We start from the raw sequence: 17,540 nt of genomic DNA on the forward strand, positions 1-17,540 counted from the left end.
TTATTTCATCACCAGGTCCACCACGAGCGCGATTGCCATGCCGATGCTGCAAATGCTGATGAATCGCTGGATGAACTTGTTGCCTTTTTTGCGCTGCGTGAAGCTGCCGAGATAGCCACCGAGCCATGCGCCTGCGGCCATGATAATCGCTATTGGCCAGTCAATTTTCCCTGCGATGCCGAGTGCCACTGTGCTTACAATCAGGAACACGTTCGTAAGTGCATTCTTGATGGCATTCACGTGAATCGGGTCAAGCCCGGTGTAACGCGTGAGGCTGAAAATCTGTACAAAGCCGACGCCCACCTGCACGATGCAACCGTAGACGGCAATCAAGAAAAATCCGAGGGCGCCTTTGACGGTGAGCTTTTCGGGCGGTGTCTCAGGAGGCTTTCCGAGAATGTCTTTGCGCAAGTTGCTCATGATGACCACAAGGCAAATCACGACAGCGAGAATCGCCTGGAAAAGCTTGTCTCCAATGCGGACAAGGAAGCATGCGCCAAGGAGTGCGCCGAAGAATGTCGGCAACAGTAGCTGCAAGAATATCTTCTTGTTCAAGTAGCCGTGACGCGCAAGGTTGTAGGCACTGCTGAAATTTCCGATGATGAGCCCGATGCGGTTTGTGCCGTTGGCTACGGTTGCGGGGAGTCCAAGGAAAATCATGATGGGGAGGCTAAGTGTAGATCCGCCGCCTGCGATGCTGTTGATAAGGCTTACGACTGCACCCAAAATAAAGAACGCCGGGTACTGGGCGTAATTCCACCAGTCTGTCACTTGGCGAGTTCCTTTTCAATAAACTTTCTGTTGCTTTCGACTTTTTCGCGCTGCGTTGTTTCCGGGAATTCCGCAAGGCACTTGTCGAGTGGAGCGATGGCGTCGTTCAGCAATTTCTTTTTCTTTTCTTCGTCCGTTTGCTTCAAGGACTTGGCAAAAATCTGCGATGTTGTTTTGCGCTGTTTGTTGCAGTAGGCATCTGCAAGAGCGATGTACTTTTCGTTTGCTTCTTTGCGGAGCTTGCTCGTCTTGAGCTTGTTCAGCAAATCCTTGGCCTTATCGAACTTTTCGTTTGCGATGAGCGTGTCGGCCTGGGCGAGCGCCTTTTCGGGGTCTTGCTTTTCCCACATTTTGGCGGTTTCGGAATCGGTAGCCTTTTCAAGCTCGTCAACGTGATTCAAGAAAGCTTGCACATGGAGTGTGTCTTCGAAATCGCGGTAGCGGATGCGGAATGTTTCGGTCTGCTTGCGGGCTTCGGCGAATTGAGCCTTTTCGTCGGCGAGAACCTTGATTTCGTTAAATTCTTTCGATGCTTTCTTGAGTGTGTTCGTATAAGCGATTTTCTTTTGGTCTTTAGCCCAGTTTGCAAGTGAGTCTCCCGGAGCGAGTTGCGCAATCAAACTGTCTGCGGTTTCGGCGACCATGCTGTATGAGGCTTGCACGCGGTTCATGTTCTGAATCTGGAGTGCCATTGACTCAAATTCTTTTGCCTTTTCTTCGCGGCGCTTGCCGAAAGCTTCGCGGAGCGTGTCCGAATGCGCTTGCCATTTTTCCCACATCGGAGCCATAGTCGAGAAGCTGTTCAAGATGACGGAGGCGGAGTCCGTTTGGCCTGCGCGGCTGAGAGTGTCGGCGTAGCTAAAGACGTAATTGGCGAGTGCCGGGAAAGCCTTGTACGGGTCCATCGTCGTTTCGAGTGTGCAATGCGAAAAATGCGTCTTGTCGCATGGCGGCAACATCATTAAGACCGTATCGACTCGAGTCTGTACGAGAATGGTCGGCGTCTGTTCCGGAGTCAAAATCTGGTCGGGCGTTGAGAGCTTGAATTGGTCGAGAATCTGCGAAGCGCTATCACCGGTGACGACCTGCATCTCGGAATACTTGCCGGTCTGCGTTTCTGCAGACTGGACTGTATCTTGCCCGATGATTTTCGTGAACGGAGTTTCAGTAGGCTTTACGTCTGGAGATGGGCATTGACTTGTCCCGATGCATGCGGTGAGCGAGAACGCTGCGGCGAATGTGGCTGCCTGAACGAAAACCGTTGATTTAGACATGAAACACTCCGAAAAAGTTCAATATTCCTGCGTTATCAAAGATAATAATTAGAATGTGTAAAACCTAGTGCAGTCAATAGTCATTGGTCATTAGTTGTTAGAAGCCGTGATGGCTTTAGCTGCTTAAGCTATTGACTAATGACCAACAGCTGATAACTAATTGTTACTCAGCATCGGCTTCGATGGGCACGAATGCATTTTTGCTGCTGAAGTTTTCGGGCAAATCCCAGTCATCATCCTTGGGCATGGCGGCCTGCGGTTTTGGCGGCTGAACTGGCGTGAACGTCTGCTGCGGATCAAGCGGGATCTGCTTTGCGGCTTCCGTTGCCTTCTTGATGGAATCTGCCTTCATGACTTCTGAAACTGGCCTTGCATCAGCAGGGATGACTTGCTGCGGCTTCGGCGCGCTTGTAATTGGCACAGTCCCAGCTTGCGCAGTAGCGGGCTGTGCGACACTGGGTGCAGCTTCTTGTGCTTTAACCGTCGCGGAATCTGTTGCGTTTCCGGTTTGCGGAGTCGTGTTTGTCTGCGGCATCGGCAAGCTCACGACAATTCCAGATTTTGCAATTGTTTCGGCGGCTATCTTCTGTACTTGCGGCGGCGTGAATCCCGGCACATCGAGCCACGGGAGCGGGCGGCCTTTTTCGCCGTTCACCAAAGCTTCACCGGTCATCGGGTCCACCGTGAGTTCTCCACGTTCGTTTGTCAGCATCAGTGGCACTTCGCCCGTGGCGATCATCGAAATGTCTAGGAAGTCGATTTGCTTCGGGATGCCGAGAATGTCTATTTCTTCCTTCGCAAACGTTGCCCATTGCGGCAAACCACCCGAGGCGCCTGCAATACGCGTGCGTCCTGATTTCAAAGGCTTGTTGTCGTCAAAGCCCACATAGCTTCCGATTGCAATCACGGAATCCAGTGCAATGCCGTTCTTTTCCTTGACGTACGTCGGGAGCGCACCAAGGAATGCCACGTTGCGGTAATCGTTTGTCGTACCTGTCTTGCCCATCACCGGGTAACGGAGCTTTGAGGCCCCTTCTGGATTCTTGACGCTCAGTGCGGTGAGCTGGCTGTGTGCCGTACCGTTCGTGAACACGGAGCGCAACATCACGCCCATCTGCGTTGTCACGGTATCGTCAAGCACCGTCATCGATTCCATCTTGTTCCTGAAAATCGTACGGCCGTCGCGGTTCTTGATTTCCTTGATAAAGCAGGCTTCGGTCCAGTTGGCGTCCTTGCACTTGAAAATCTTGCCTGTGAGGAGCGTCTGGTAGGCGGTCGTGATTTCGGCAAGCGTAATGTCGTTCACGCCGAGCGGCATACTGAACACTTTTTGCAATTTCTGGTGGATGCCGATTTCGTTTGCAAAGCGGGCGTAGTCAGCCATTGCAAGCGCACGGCGGTAATCCGGCCAGTAACGCAGGTGAGCCATGTCAAAGTAATCTGCATCGCTATCGACCGGTTCAATCATGGCGTTCAAACGTTTAAAGTCGGCTAGCGTAAAGTTTTCGATCAGCTGTACGGAATCGAGCGGCATGAGCTTTGTCGATTCATCCGGGTCGAGCTCCTGGATTTCGCGGGCACGCCAGATTTCAGAGTAACGCTTAAAGTTGTGGTTTACGTACTTCGTGATTTTTGGGTCGCGCTTCGCTTGTTTCAAACCAATGTCCGTAAACGTGCCGTAGCGCAAGTTCTGCACGGCGCGGGCCTGCAATACCTTGCCGTCGTTCATATAACGTTCCACGAGCGCATCGCGTGCCTTCGTGAATTCGATTTCGCGCTTGACGTCTTCCTTCATCATGAGGCCGAACTTGTCGCGCAAACGTTCCACGAACTTGATGCGTTCTTCGTCCGGATTGCGGGCAAAGCCGTTTTCGCGGGCAACGTCTTCGAATTCCTTGTCCGAAAGCTTGTCCAGAAGGTGTTCCAAAAGCCAAATACTAGCGATGTTTTCGGAACGCGTGGCGGCCCATGCAATGCTGACAACGTCACCCTTGTTCTTGTGGTCCGGGCGCGGGAAGTAGAACTGGTTCCCGTACTGGAAAGCGTTGAATTCGTTTTCAAGATTGTCGAGGTAGTTCCAGTGGTACTTGAGGGCGAGAGCGTAAAGAATCGGCTTCCAGCTAGAACCGAGCTGGCGGAGCGCCTTGAAACTACGGTCAAATCCAGTGTTGTGGAAACCGCCTTGGCTCGCGAGCACCTTGCCGTTCTGGATGGCGACGAGTGCGCCTTGCAGCACCGGTTCCGTCTCAATTTTGCACTGTGCATAACCGTCAATCGGGGTTTCGTCAATAATGCTCACGAGGAGGATGGCGCCTGGCTTGAGCTGGGTCGCGAGAATCTTGTTCACATCGCCACCGGCGAGTTTGGCAAAGTCGTTCACGGACTGCTCCGTGACAATGCCCTTGAGCTGCCCGAAGTTCAACTTGAGCGATTGCAGTCTGCCGGTCGTATCGTAGAAAACGCTATCCACGGCGCCGTAGAGGTAATCGCCCTTGCGAGCGTTGCGGGCGCGGTTTGCAAATTGAGCCTTCGGGAGTACAAAACCGCCGAGCTGTAATTGCAAGTTACTGATGTTTGTCTGCAATGCGCGTTTGGCGGCATCCTGCGATTTGGCGTTCAAAGTCGTTGTGATTTCGAGTTGAGCCTTGCGCCAGTCTTCGATGCCTTCCTTTTGGAAAAGTTCGTGGAAAAAATCGCTGTCGAGGCGTTCTTCCAAGCGTTCAAGTGTCGTGCTCATCGTGAAACGGAAATTGCCGTGGTTGAATTCCAAAGGCTTTGCTGTGGCTGCATCCATGTCGGCTTGTTCGATGTAGCCTTCTTCGACCATGCGTCCGAGCACGTAGCGGAGTCGCGTCTCGCCGCGTTCGATTGCCTTTTGCCTGCGTTCTTCGGTGCGCTGGATGAATGGGTCGTAGTTGAACGGTCCCTTCACCGAGCCTGCGATGAATGCGCATTCGGCAAGCGTCAAGTCCTTGAGTTCCTTGTTAAAGAAGTACTGGGCTGCGATAGCCACACCCTTGCCCGTACCCGAAACGTGGAACTGATTCAGGTAAAATTCCAAGATGTCTTCCTTGGTAAAATGCTTCTCCATGCGGAGCGCGTTCAAAAATTCCTTGAGCTTTTCCTTGATGCTGCGTTCTTCACGACCAAAAATGTTCTTGACGGCTTGCTGCGTGAGTGAGGATCCGCCCTGGCTGACACGCCCTGATTTGATGTTATTGACCATGGCGCGCATGAAACCCTTGAGGTCGTAACCGTTGTGGGTCCAGTAACGGGAGTCTTCGGCGGCGATAAGGGCGTTGATCAGGTTGACCGGGATATCGCCATAAGGCACGTACACGCGGTGGTTCGCGTCAAAGAATGCGCCGAGCAGGTTTTCGCCGTCTTCGTAGAAGACGCGGGTCTCGCCGGAGAGCACCTGTAGGATATTGGTGCGGTTGAATTGGTTATCCGGGTCGCGTTCGGGGAGGATCTTGAACACGACAATGTAAAAGGGGATGTAGCAAATCAAGGCTACGAGGAAAATAGCGACGATGATTTTGACAAACTTATTCATGTTACCGTAAATTATTGACTATTAACGAGTTACAAGATATAAAAGTTTTGAAGGGGTGACTTGCCCGGAGACCTGTAATATGTAAAAAATACGCCCTTTTTTGAGGAAAATCAATGAATTTGATTGTTACCCCTTGAATTTTCGTTAGAATTTTGTTAAAATTTGGGTCCCCAAGATGGGAAGATGGCCGAGTTGGCCGAAGGCGCGTCCCTGCTAAGGACGTATAGGACTAAATCCTATCGCGAGTTCGAATCTCGCTCTTCCCGCTGAAAAGCCCCGAGTCGAAAGACCCGGGGTTTTTTGTGTCTTCTCCCCGCGTTGGCGGAGAGTTCCCTGCACAAATCCGCTAACTCTTGATTTTACCCTTATCTATATACATGAACGTGTCGGCTCTCTTGAGCACGTCCTTAACGCATTCGTCAATTTTGCTGCTGTAATCCGCCATGCCTGCCGCAAACGAAATGCTCTCTTTCGGGGCGTCTGGCTTGCGGTTCACGGATGATTTCAGCTTTTCAAAAAGTTCTGCGCGTTTTTCGTACTGTTCGCCGAAAAGGATGATGACAAATTCGTCACCGCCGATGCGGAAAACCGGGCTGTGGCTGAAAACATTGCAGAAAACCTTGCTGCAGTTCTTGAGATATTCATCGCCCATGTCGTGCCCGAACGTATCGTTGATAACCTTCAGGTCGTTGACGTCGCATTCTACAAGCGCGAATTTTATTTTGTCCTTGGCCTTGATTTCGTTGTCGATTAGTTCGCATTTCGCCTTGTACGCGGCGGCGCTCCCGACTCCTGTGAGCGGGTCTTTGTTCGCAATGAGCTTTGTATGCTGGAGATCCTTTCTCAAGCGTTGTGCGGTTTCTTCTAGACGATGTTCCTCTTCGACGTTGATAATGCCGATAATGAACCCTTGGGCGTTGCTTTTGTCGCTTGCGATTTTCAGGCGGTAATGCTCAATCTGTCCGTTGATGCTTGCGAGGAATGGGATGGTATAATAGGGGGCACTCTGTAAAAGTTCGATGCACTTGTCGATGGTTGATTTTTCGATAAATTCGCTAAATTCGTTGGGGACGTAAATGCGCTTCATGAAGTTGTCGAAATCCTTGGGGTTGGTGGAATTGCGACCTTCCCACAGGAGCGGGGTGAACTTTTCGCTGATCTGGTAGAACTTGGCGTGGTTCTTGGGAATATTGACGTACACGACCACGTCGTAGTCCGAAGAAAGCCCTGCGATGATGACCGCCTTTTGCGACAAGTCCCTGTTGCGGCTAATTTTCGAGATGAAAAATGCATAGATGGTGCAGCAGCCGAGCATGGATCCGATGGAATCACACGGAGAAAATGGAAATGCCCTTTGCAGAAAACCGCACAGGACCGGTGCCGAAATAAACAGGAACCCTGCGGCATAGTGTTTGCGGGCGCTTGTCTTTTTTGCGCTCGCTGTTTTGTAAACCAGAAAAATTGCAATGACGAAGAATGTGAAATATTGGCTGTAATATAGTAGGTTTCTCCCGTTCATGACGATGTAGGTGCCCTCGTCGCTGATGCCGAAAAGAAAACTTGACCTGAAATTCATCAAAAGAAGGATTAGCTGGAATATGACTAGCGCTAGGGACAACATCTTGGCGGGAATAGCCTTTTCGCGCTCGATGTTGATGAAATTCAATATGTAGTTGAGCCAGATAAAGGCCATGACAGCGGCTGCCGCATGGAAAAACGAGGATGACAGGAAAAGCAGGAAGTTGTTCTTGATAGCTCCGCAGCCGAAAATCCCCCAGATACCGTCCTGGAGGCAAAATACAATCACCCAGTTGGCAAGGTACAAGAAATCCTTGTCTGTTTTTTCGCTTTTGTCCAATACGATTCTAAACTGATTCTTGAAAATCAGCAAGACGAATGCACAGGTAAAAGCTAGCACGGAATAAAGAGGATCAACCATATACACCTTGAAGTATTTTAAATTAATATAAGATTTTTGTACTGATTTTGCAAGCTTTCTTCTCGTCTGTCATTCCCGCCTACCTGTCCTCGCTTGACGGGGACGAGCGGAAATCTCCTTTTTTCTAAAAAAATCTTGACTTTCCCGTTTTTTTAATGGATATTATTAGGTGGATTTGATTACAAGGAGTTTGACTATGAAGACGAATAGCTTTTTAGTCGGTGCCATTCTCGGTGCCGCAGCGACTGTTGCCATTACGAAGAAATTTTTTAAGTGCTGTTCTTGTGAAGAATCTGAAACTTGCGATAACCCGGTCTTGAAAGATGCCGACGATGCCGTCGAAAAGCTCCGCAATTCCGTGGATAGCCTCCGCAAGGAACTGAACAGCCGCATTGAATCCGAACAGACCTTTGCTGCAAAGTGCGAAGACCTCAAAGAACAGGTGGCTAAGCAGAACGCCGAAATTAACAACCTTAAAAATGTCTGCGAAATGCAGGACAGCCGCAACAAGAAACTCGAAGAGGAACTCGCCAGCAGGAAATAACTGGCGAACGCTCCTCGCGCTTGTTACCCCGGATCCCATTCCGGGGTCACCTTTTTTTAGTGTCATTCCGGCCTCTGAGCCGGAATCTCCATACACAATCCTCAAACACATAAAAAAAGTCGGCATCCGCCGACTTTTTTTGCATGGATTCTGTCATGCCCTGCTCCGACAGGACATCTCCTTTTTTTATCGCCTACTACGCTTTCCCCAAATTCTTTGCGAATTCTACGGCGAGTTCTTCGAGCTTTGCTGCAGAAGTCTCGTCGAGGGCGGACTTGAGTGTGACCGTTGTTTCGCAGAATGTCACGTTCTTGAGCGTATCGAGAATCTCGTGCATTTTCTTTGCGGCCATCGGCGCCCATGTGCCGTTTTCGACAATGCCGACTTTGCGGTTGCAGTAGTTTTTCGCCTTGATGTGCGTGAGGAACTTTTCGGCAGCGGGGAAGAGGCCGGCATCAAGCGTTGTCGCGCATACGGCGAGATGGCTGTAGCGGAATGCCTGTGCGACCGTCTCCGAAGAGTACGTGCGGGCCAAATCCATAATTGTCACGTCAACGCCTTTTTCACGGAGCGAATCGGCGAGTTTTTTTGCGGCTTCTGCCGTGTGGCCGTAAACGCCAGCGTAGGCGACAAACACGCCCTGCGTTTCAGGCGTGTAGCTGCTCCAGGTGTTGTACTTGTCAATGTAGAAACTTAAATTGTCTGTAAGAACTGGGCCGTGCAACGGGCAAATCGTCTTGACCTCGATTCCGGCGAGCTTTTTCAAAACGCTCTGCACCTGCATGCCATATTTCCCGACGATGTTGATGTAGTAGCGTCTCGCTTCGCTCACCCAATCTTCGCCGAGCTTGCCTGAAAGTCCGAATGTGCCGAACGCATCAGCAGAGAACAAGATCTTTTCGGATTCGTCGTAGCTGAGCAAGACTTCGGGCCAGTGGACCATCGGGGCCGCGATAAACTTTAGCGTGTGCTTGCCGAGCGAAAGCGTGTCGCCATCCTTGAGCGTGAGCGTCTTTGTGCCTTCCGGGAGCTTGACGAACTGCGGAATGAACGCAAGTGCCTTTGCAGATGCGGCGATGGTTGCGTCCGGGTACTTCTTGATGAATTCGAGAAAACCGCCAGCGTGGTCGGGTTCCAAATGGTGGACAATCAGGTAGTCGGGCGTTTTGCCCTGCAATGCATTTTCAACATTTGTCAACCATTCACTTACTTTGTGTGCGTCTACGGAATCCGTGACCGCAATCTTCTCATCAAAAATCACGTAGGAATTGTACGAAACTCCGTCAGGAACTTTGTACTGCCCTTCAAATAAATCAATCTCGCGGTCATCCACTCCAACGAACTTAATGCTTTCGCTAAAATCTGAAACAATCATTTTATTCCTCTTTTTTTAATCCTAAACTTGTCATGCCCGACTTGTTCGGGCATCTCCTTTTTCGGAGTTTTATACATAGTTAAAACCTTAATAATATATAACAAAAAATTACTTCTTGTTTTTGCGTTTCTTGAAGTCCGTGCCAAGGATGCACAAAATAGTTTTTTTCTATATTGCAGTTCGTTTAAAAAACGATTAAAACAAAAAAGGAATATCATGCCAGCTTTTGATCCAAATGCGAAAAAGATGCTGATTTCGGGCAACGAAGCCATTTCCCTTTCCATGCGTCATTGCAATGTGCAGCTTGCCGCAGGTTATCCGGGAACTCCGTCCACCGAAATCTTGGAAGATTACTCTGAACTGGGCGGCTATGCCCAGTGGGCTCCGAACGAAAAGGTCGCTGCCGAAGTCGCTCTCGGTGCCGCTTTTGGACATGCCCGCAGTGTGGTCACCATGAAGATGGTTGGCTTGAATGTGGCAAGTGATGTTCTCTATACTGCAACTTACACGGGTGTCGATGGCGGCATGGTGTGGATTGTTGCCGATGACCCGGGTCAGGGCAGCTCCCAGAACGAACAGGATACGCGTAATCACGCGAAGGCATCCGTGTGCCCGATGTTCGAACCGTCCAACTCCCAGGAAGCCTACGACTTCTTCCGCATCGCCATGCAGACGAGCGAAAAGTTCAAGATTCCTGTCATCCTCCGCATGACCACCCGTGTGGACCATTCCAAGTCTATCGTCGTGCCGAAGGAAGAACTCCCGGCTATGGTGCCGAACTTCGAACGCAATATCGCCCAGCACGTGATGGTGCCTGGCTTCTCGAAGCCGGCTGGCCGTCGCCTCCGCGCCAAGATGGACGAAATGGAAGCCTGGAACGTTGCCGAAGGCCCGAACAAGGTTGAAATGCGCAGCGCTGACTTCGGTATCATCGTGAGCGGCATCAGCTACCACCACGTCCGCGAAGCCGCCCCGGAAGCAAGCATCCTCAAGCTCGGTATGACTTATCCGCTGCCGATGCAGCTCATCAAGGATTTTGCGAAGAAGTTCGAAGGCAAGCGCCTCATGGTCATCGAAGAAAACGACCCGTGGCTTGCCGAAAACATCAAGGCCGCTGGCATCCAGTGCGAAAGCAAGTTTGACCCGATTTTCCGCTTTGGTGAACTCGACGTGAACCGCGTTCGCCGCATTATCGCTGGCGACAAGAACCCGGATCCGGTTCCGGTCAAGGGTAAGCCGCCTATGCTCTGCCCGGGCTGCCCGCACCGCAGTTCCTTCGCAGTTCTCAAGGAACTCGACTGCATCGTTTCCGGTGACATCGGCTGCTACACGCTCGCCGCTCTCCCGCCGATCAGCGCTATGGACTACATGATTGACATGGGTGCCGCTATCGGTATGGGTATCGGCCTCCGTAACGTGCTCCCGCGCGAACAGGCAAAGCGCGTTGTCTCCGTGATTGGTGACTCTACGTTTGTTCACAGTGGCATCACCGGCCTTGTGGAAGCGGGTTACAACCGCCCGGAAACTGGCCACGTCGTCATCATTTTGGACAACAGCATTACCGCTATGACCGGTCAGCAGGAACACCCGGGTACGGGCCGTCACCTCGACCACAGCCCGGCCTACAAGATTGACTACAAGGAAGTTGCAAAGGTCGCCGGTTTCGACAACGTCTATGAAGTGAACCAGGTCAAGGAACCGGAAGAATTCAAGCGCCTCGTGAAGGAATCCCTCGAAAAGGACGAACTCACTTTGATCGTCGCTAAGAGCCCCTGCATTCTCGCCCTCAAGAGCATCCTTGCCTGGGACAAGGCAAACAAGGAAAAGGCCGAAAAGGCTTTGGCCGAAGCAGAAGCCGCTGCCAAGAAGAACAATAACTTTTAATAGAGAGGTTGAATAATTATGAGCGTAATGAACGTTAAATTTGCAGGCCTCGGTGGCACAGGCGTTATCAAGGCTAGTGACGTGATGGCCGAACTTGTTTTCGAACAAGGTTACGACGTGAAGAAAGCCGAAGTCCATGGCATGAGCCAGCGCGGTGGTTCCATCGCTTCTGACGTGCGCTTTGCCAAGGATGAAGAAGTGCAGTCCCCGATGATCCCGTGCGGCGAAGCCGACTACCTCGTTGTCTTTGACGAGACGCAGGTTGTCGTGAACGAAGCCTACATGAAGCAGGGTGGCGTGCTCCTCACGCCGGCTGACATTGATGTTTCCAAGCTCGAAAACGTGAAGGCTTTGAACGTCGCCATGCTCGGCAAGCTTTCCAAGCACTTCGACTTCACCGTGGACCAGTGGCTCGTTGCTTTGAACAAGCTCTTTGCCGAAAAGTTCCACGAAGGCAACAAGAAGGCCTTCATGCTCGGCCGCGAAGGCTAAGTAACAAAGGCTCTCGCCTTTACAATGTCACCCCGGCCACTGTGCCGGGGTCGCCTTTTTTATAGCGTCATCCTGACGCCGCTTTCACTCGTCATCCTGAACGAAGTGAAGGATCCGGTAACATTTCAAAAGGACTGCCCTTGCGCAGTTCTTTTTATGTATGGAGGGGGGAGGAATCCCCCTCGCTTCAGCCCCGACTCCCGCCCTTATAATCACACCCACAAATGAGTGGGCGTTTTCTGTATATCCCACCCTAGTCGGGTCTTTCGCTACCCCTACTGCGGGTGCTCAGACGCCGCACCCGCAACGCCCGGCTTGTCCTGCCACATCCACCCTGCGATGCTCGAACAAACTAGTTTTACGGTAAATTCTATACGGATAAGAATCCGTTAGAGCAAAAAAATGGAGTCCCATCAGCGGCTAGGTTTCCAAAGAAACGCACGGCATGGAGCCGACATTCACCAACCAAGGGCTCTATAGTAAATATACTTTTTGGGAAAAAAGTCAACAAGACTAGATTTGTCATTGCTTATTTGATAGAAATAGAATTGGGGAATGTGATTGTTCCGTTTTGGAATACATGTTTTCATTTGCAATGACTAAAATTCGCTGTTTTCAAAAAAAATGTTCGTTTTTGTAAAGTTTTTGTGCGTTTCTCCTTTTTTTAAGTTATCTTTTTCTTAAAATAGAGTTTTTGCTCTTGTTCTCACTCTGAAATCTGCAAATTTCACGTACAAGAGGGCAAGGCGAACGCTCACGCGGGCATGCCGCTTTAGCGGTGTGTTTCAGTTTGCTGTACCGACTTTTGAGTCGGTCTTTGGTCGTATGACCAAGGGCAACAGCCCTTTTGGGGCGTGGGTCGTTTGCGTTTATCTTGTACAGGCATTGCAGAGCCTCAGAGTGATAAATGCAACGATCTGCGCCTTTTTTTGTATTCTCGCAAAATTTGGCGAAGTTCTTTGTTAAGCAGGGGTGAACTCTATAGGTGTTAACGATGGAGAAGTATCAAAAATAGAGACCTACATGTAAGGTTTCGTTTTAAAGAACCTTATAAATCTTGATGAAGACAAATGCAATGATGCTTTTCTGAACATTGGATAGTGTGTCATGAAAATCCCCCCCCAAAAAAAAGGAGTAAAAATGGACGACAAGAGTGAAATTGTGACAAGAATTCGTGATATAGATATGCAAATTAAGATGCGTCAAACGCAAATTTGCGATGCCTTAGATGCTATCAAGGAACAAAAAAAACAAATCGACATGCTTCAAACCGAAAAATCCGAACTTTTAGAAGAACTTGATCCACAATGGGCTCAAAAAATTTCTTCTGAAGGAAAGGATGATTTAGACTTTTCTTCAATTAAAGATGATCCAGGTGAACAAGTTTTTTATATCGATGAAAATGAAGTCAAAAAAAATCGTCATTAACATGAGTCAAAACAAATTTAATCCCAAGAGGTAAAACATGAAAAAGATCATAATCATTCTTATCACGGTTTTGTCTGTTGCTGCAATGGCAGCTCAGAAACCATGCGGTGAAGTTTTCCCCAATGCTGGTATCAAGGCGACTCTAGGTCTTGATGGATCACGTTGTGTTTTGTCAAAAGTCAAAGAAAAAGATCGCGGAGTAACAACCAAAATTATGGTGTCACAAGACAATAGCGTAATTACACTTGATATGGATATGTGGGTCATGAATGATGGGGAAAAAAATACTCGCCGATCCCTCATTAAATGCGAGGATGTTGGTGCTGGGCAACGTTTTGAATGCGAAATAGATGCAACATATACTAATGGAGAAGTAAAAAAAATAAAAGACATAACCAATTCAATAGCGCTAGCGAATTTTTTCAATTTAGCACAAGTCTCTGTGGTTGATCTTCGTTACTTGTTCGGAGGTCTTGCTCCGTGGGAAACGGAATACTAACTGCATTGATGAGATGCTGCCTTTCCTTGATATGGGCGGCAATTTCCTGGTCAATGATGTATAAAACCGAGTGTAAAGAGCTTGGCTTCGTTGCAAGAGCGACGCGGGCGTGCCGAAGGTGCGCACGAGTTGCCTTGCAATATAGCCCGCTCACACATATATGTGCGGGACGCTTGCGTATGTCTCATTTTCTGTAACGTTTTTTGGCACCGTAAAAATGGCGGATTGTTCGCCCGCCTAATTAGGTTGAATTAGTTTTTTTGACCAATTCATAAATGATATACAATCTTTTCGTCCCCTTAATTTTGCGTCAAAAGGACTGCCCCCGCGCAGTCCTTTTTGTGTATTCAATCTTGTGTTATTTCCCGAATAAATCTGCGTGTGTTCCTGCTGCTGTAGCTGAAAGAATCAGTTCATCGTTAATTATTTGGAACACTCTTAATCCTCCTGCATGGAGGCTACGGCTTCTTGTGCAGATGAATAGAGCCCGTGCAGATTTTCTTGCTTCCGCGTATCGCTAATCGCCTTTTCAAGAGATAAATCTTCAGGGGAGTGGTGGACATTGGATTGGAACAAATCGTCTGACTTTTTCTTCAATTTGGCATCTACTCTTAATTGCAATGTCGCCATGTTCGACTCCTTTTTTTAAATATGCTATAAATGTCATTTTAAATCAATACTTTTGATTTCGGTTGTAATGAATATTTTGGTTATCTCTTGAAATTCGCTCCCTTGACTCCACGTCAAAAGGAAAATATTTTTAGTATGACGCGAAGGATTGACTTATGGACAAATTAAAGAAACAAAAGTTGGAAAAGAAAGGGTGGAAAGTAGGGGATGTTGACGAATATCTCGGATTGAGTCCTGCAGAAATGGAGCTTGTCACGAGGAAAATCGCCCAAATTCCCTCAAATTTTCGAGAAAACCTTAAATAACGTGCTTTTATATTTGTAATTTGTGTTTGTGGCACAATTTTTGCAGAACATTCAGAATACGCTTGCGCCGGCTTTTCGCTTGTGGAGCGTTTTCGCGTGTGTTATTCTAGCTGTGTTTTTGCTCGGTTGCGAAGAAATCGAAGAACCCAAGCCTTGGATTCGTGTCGAGCGCCCGCAGATGCTTTTTACCGATACGACGCTTCTCGACAGCTACGACAAGGGCGTGCTCAACTGGCGATTGAAAACAGCTTATCTAGAACGCTGGGCCGACAAGGAAATTGTGACGGTGCGTCCGGTGTTCGTGGACATTTACGATTCCATCGGCGAGCGTGTGGCGTTCTTGCGTGCGGACTCCGGCAGTCTCGACATGACATTCACGTACGTTTACGCTTATGGCCACGTTTATGCGTTGACTCCCAAGGGCGCCTCGGTCCGTGCGGATTCGCTCCTCTGGAACAAGAAGGATAATTTGGTCAGAACCGCAAGCTATGTGCGCGTTGTTTCTGAAGATGGCGATGTGTTGCAGGGTGTCGGTTTTGAAAGTGATGCGCAGTTCGACAACTGGAAAATCCTTTCTAACGTGACGGGTATTTTCCAAGATGCGGCAAAGCGCATGAAGGATGAAGACAAACGACAGGCTGAGGCGGAACGTCTAAGCAATCCACCGTCCTCGTCATCGCAGGCGTCAAAGCCCGCATCGTCACCGTCTAGAAAGGCTCCGCCACGCGGTCTCCCGCCTAAGCCAAAGGCAGGGAAACTGTGATGAATTTCCGCGCATTCCTCTTCGTCGCCGCGACCTTCCTTGCCTCTACTCTCGCTTTTGCGCAGTCCTCGCCGCTCATCATGTACCACGCCGACAACCTCGACGTGTCGCGCAAGCGCGGAACTCTCCTCTTGACCGGCAATGTCCACTTTGTCCATGACAGCGTTGCTTTCAAGACGCAGCGCGCTTCTTGGAACCGCAATACCGAAACGGTTGAATGTGGCGGCGGGTTCCTCTTCACGCATCCGTCTGGATTCGTTCGCGCAAGGAACGGCTCTTATCAAAGAAAAAGCGAAATTGCGATTGCCTCCGGTGAAGTGAGCGCTGGCGATTCTGCGGGCAATTACCTCATGACCGGTCAGTACCTCAAGTACGACCGCAAAGAAGACATTGTGACTATCCCAATGTCACCGAGACTTTATCAGTACGAAAAGCAGAAGGACGGAAAAATCGATACTGTAAAGATTGAATCCAAGTTCCTCGTTTTCGACAAGAAGAACAGCTTTGCGCAAGCCTTTCAAGATGTGAAGCTCACGCAGAAAGATCTCGTGGTCACTTGCGATACGGGTTATTTTAATCGCAAAGACAACTGGCTCAGCATGAAGGGCCATCCGACTTGCGATATGAAAAATTACCACCTCACGGGCGATTCCATTTTCCTCGTGCTCGATGAAACGGGCAAGATGCTCAAGTCCGCACTCGTGATCCGCAACGCACATGGCATCCAGAACGAAGCTCCGAAACGAGGCAATCCCGGCAACGTGACCGAAGCCTTCGGCGATACGCTTTACTGCGAATTCAAAAAAGGAAAAATTGAACGCCTTTACGTGAACGTGAACGCCAAGGGATTTTTCTACGAAACGGATTTAAAAGAATACCGCAATTTGATGGACGGCGACCGTCTCGATTTGTATTTTAAAAAGGGCCGCATGGACCGCGCGATTGTTTCGGGCAAAGCTCAGAGCACCTACTTTTATGTGAAAAAGGATAGGACGGTCTCTGGCAAGAACGAGGCAACGGGCGACACGATTCACATCTTGTTCGATGCTCAGAAGAACGCGGTGAAGTCGCTCAAGCTCATGGGCAGAAAGACAAATGCCAGTGGTCGATTTATCGACTTGGAAAAGGCTAACCGTATCAAGGAAAACGCCAAGAAGGATTCGCTCGCAAGGCTTGATTCGCTTGCCGCAAAAGAAAAAAGTTCAAAGAAAAACTTGACAGAAAGCGATTCAACGACGATAAAGAAATCAGCGAATGATAAAAGGTTGAGAAGTCTTTTAAACCGTCGGAGAGAAAAAGGAAAGCCGACGGACGAATCTGCGAAAACGGAGGACGCACAGTGAAAAATTTGGTTAGCACGATACGCACCGACAAGCTGCGCAAGATTTATGGTCATCGTCAGGTGGTGAGCGATGTCTCCATTCAAGTTTCGCAGGGCGAAATCGTCGGGCTCCTCGGCCCGAACGGTGCCGGCAAGACGACCACGTTCTATATGATTGTGGGCATGGTCCGCCCGGATGCAGGCCACATCTTTTTGGACGATATCGAGATGACGGACAAGCCAATGTACAAGCGCGCCCGCCTCGGCGTGGGCTACCTCCCGCAAGAAGCGTCCATCTTCCGCAAGCTCTCTGTTGAAGACAACATCATGGCGATTCTCGAAACGCAAGACATGAAGCGTGCCGAGCGCAAAAAGAAGTTGGAACAGCTCCTCGAAGAATTCAAGATTACGCACATCCGTAAGACGAAATCCATGAGCTGCTCTGGTGGCGAACGCCGCCGCTTGGAAATTGCACGAGCACTTGCAAGCGATCCCTCGTTCCTCTTGCTCGACGAACCGTTTGCGGGCATTGACCCGATTGCCGTTGCCGATATCCAGTCCATTATTTCGGAACTCAAGGACCGCGGCATGGGCGTGCTCATCACGGACCACAACGTGCGCGAAACGCTTTCGATTACGGACCGCGCTTACATCATGTATAAGAGCCAGGTGCTCACGGAAGGTTCTTCGCAACACCTCGCTGAAGACCCTGAAGCACGTCGTATTTATCTCGGAGATTCTTTCCGTTTGGATTAGGAG

At 49.6% G+C, this 17,540-nt stretch carries 15 protein-coding genes and 1 tRNA gene; 10 read left to right on the top strand and 6 right to left on the bottom strand.

All coding sequences use genetic code 11. The annotated features are described in order from the left end of the window. The 3 genes from BUC30_RS10020 to BUC30_RS10030 all read right to left on the bottom strand — a co-directional run bounded on the left by BUC30_RS10020 (position 1) and on the right by BUC30_RS10030 (position 5,601). Positions 1 to 771: a sulfite exporter TauE/SafE family protein gene (locus BUC30_RS10020; RefSeq protein WP_073424730.1), complete on the bottom strand. Its 771-nt coding sequence runs from the start codon at positions 769 to 771 to the stop codon at positions 1 to 3. Next, a complete protein-coding gene (locus tag BUC30_RS10025; RefSeq protein WP_073424731.1) occupies positions 768 to 2,045 on the bottom strand; it encodes a hypothetical protein in 1,278 nt (425 codons plus the stop codon). Before BUC30_RS10025 ends, BUC30_RS10020 begins: the two co-directional genes overlap by 4 nt. 163 nt (positions 2,046 to 2,208) lie before the next feature. Continuing rightward, entirely contained in the window at positions 2,209 to 5,601 is a 3,393-nt protein-coding gene (locus BUC30_RS10030; protein WP_073424732.1) for a transglycosylase domain-containing protein, read from the bottom strand. A gap of 177 nt (positions 5,602 to 5,778) precedes the next feature. Here BUC30_RS10030 and BUC30_RS10035 point away from each other — a divergent pair. After that, positions 5,779 to 5,867 (top strand) — tRNA-Ser (locus tag BUC30_RS10035). Positions 5,868 to 5,947: 80 nt separating this feature from the next. On the opposite strand, the gene BUC30_RS10040 is transcribed toward BUC30_RS10035, so the two are convergent. Further along, the gene (locus BUC30_RS10040) at positions 5,948 to 7,540 is read right to left on the bottom strand and encodes a GGDEF domain-containing protein (protein WP_073424733.1); all 1,593 of its coding nucleotides are present in this window, start codon (positions 7,538 to 7,540) and stop codon (positions 5,948 to 5,950) included. Positions 7,541 to 7,736: 196 nt separating this feature from the next. On the opposite strand from BUC30_RS10040, the gene BUC30_RS10045 reads away from it, so the two are divergent. Then, positions 7,737 to 8,084, top strand: a complete 348-nt coding sequence (locus tag BUC30_RS10045) for a hypothetical protein (protein WP_073424734.1) — start codon at positions 7,737 to 7,739, stop codon at positions 8,082 to 8,084. A gap of 196 nt (positions 8,085 to 8,280) precedes the next feature. Here BUC30_RS10045 and BUC30_RS10050 read toward each other — a convergent pair whose 3' ends face one another. Further along, the gene (locus BUC30_RS10050) at positions 8,281 to 9,459 is read right to left on the bottom strand and encodes an FprA family A-type flavoprotein (protein ID WP_073424735.1); all 1,179 of its coding nucleotides are present in this window, start codon (positions 9,457 to 9,459) and stop codon (positions 8,281 to 8,283) included. A gap of 216 nt (positions 9,460 to 9,675) precedes the next feature. On the opposite strand from BUC30_RS10050, the gene BUC30_RS10060 reads away from it, so the two are divergent. From BUC30_RS10060 to BUC30_RS10075, 4 genes are all read left to right on the top strand, one after another. Beyond that, positions 9,676 to 11,343, top strand: coding sequence for a thiamine pyrophosphate-dependent enzyme (locus BUC30_RS10060; RefSeq protein ID WP_072829924.1), 1,668 nt, complete (start codon positions 9,676 to 9,678; stop codon positions 11,341 to 11,343). An 18-nt stretch (positions 11,344 to 11,361) separates the two neighbouring features. After that, positions 11,362 to 11,835, top strand: a complete 474-nt coding sequence (locus BUC30_RS10065; RefSeq protein ID WP_073424737.1) for a 2-oxoacid:acceptor oxidoreductase family protein — start codon at positions 11,362 to 11,364, stop codon at positions 11,833 to 11,835. A 1,140-nt stretch (positions 11,836 to 12,975) separates the two neighbouring features. Next, positions 12,976 to 13,263 carry a hypothetical protein gene (locus BUC30_RS10070; RefSeq protein ID WP_073424738.1) on the top strand — a complete coding sequence of 96 codons (288 nt, stop codon included), beginning with the start codon at positions 12,976 to 12,978 and terminating at the stop codon, positions 13,261 to 13,263. A gap of 37 nt (positions 13,264 to 13,300) precedes the next feature. Next, complete coding sequence (locus tag BUC30_RS10075; protein ID WP_073424739.1) at positions 13,301 to 13,762, top strand: hypothetical protein; 462 nt, start codon at positions 13,301 to 13,303, stop codon at positions 13,760 to 13,762. A 438-nt stretch (positions 13,763 to 14,200) separates the two neighbouring features. On the opposite strand, the gene BUC30_RS10080 is transcribed toward BUC30_RS10075, so the two are convergent. Then, positions 14,201 to 14,392 (bottom strand): hypothetical protein, encoded by a 192-nt coding sequence (locus BUC30_RS10080; protein WP_073424740.1) that lies wholly within the window; start codon positions 14,390 to 14,392, stop codon positions 14,201 to 14,203. Between the two features lie 155 nt (positions 14,393 to 14,547). Between BUC30_RS10080 and BUC30_RS16100 the strand changes: the two genes are divergently transcribed. The 4 genes from BUC30_RS16100 to lptB are packed head-to-tail and all read left to right on the top strand — an operon-like array spanning position 14,548 to position 17,537. Beyond that, positions 14,548 to 14,697 carry a hypothetical protein gene (locus BUC30_RS16100; RefSeq protein ID WP_170861531.1) on the top strand — a complete coding sequence of 50 codons (150 nt, stop codon included), beginning with the start codon at positions 14,548 to 14,550 and terminating at the stop codon, positions 14,695 to 14,697. A gap of 40 nt (positions 14,698 to 14,737) precedes the next feature. Beyond that, a complete protein-coding gene (gene lptC / locus BUC30_RS10085; protein ID WP_244536584.1) occupies positions 14,738 to 15,460 on the top strand; it encodes an LPS export ABC transporter periplasmic protein LptC in 723 nt (240 codons plus the stop codon). Then, complete coding sequence (locus BUC30_RS10090) at positions 15,460 to 16,803, top strand: hypothetical protein (RefSeq protein ID WP_073424742.1); 1,344 nt, start codon at positions 15,460 to 15,462, stop codon at positions 16,801 to 16,803. The genes lptC and BUC30_RS10090 overlap by 1 nt, the downstream gene beginning before the upstream one ends. Continuing rightward, entirely contained in the window at positions 16,800 to 17,537 is a 738-nt protein-coding gene (gene lptB, locus BUC30_RS10095; protein ID WP_015731958.1) for an LPS export ABC transporter ATP-binding protein, read from the top strand. The genes BUC30_RS10090 and lptB overlap by 4 nt, the downstream gene beginning before the upstream one ends. Positions 17,538 to 17,540: the final 3 nt, after the last annotated feature.

Source organism: Fibrobacter sp. UWB7 (assembly GCF_900142945.1).
In the GTDB taxonomy this organism is placed as follows: Bacteria; Fibrobacterota; Fibrobacteria; order Fibrobacterales; family Fibrobacteraceae; genus Fibrobacter.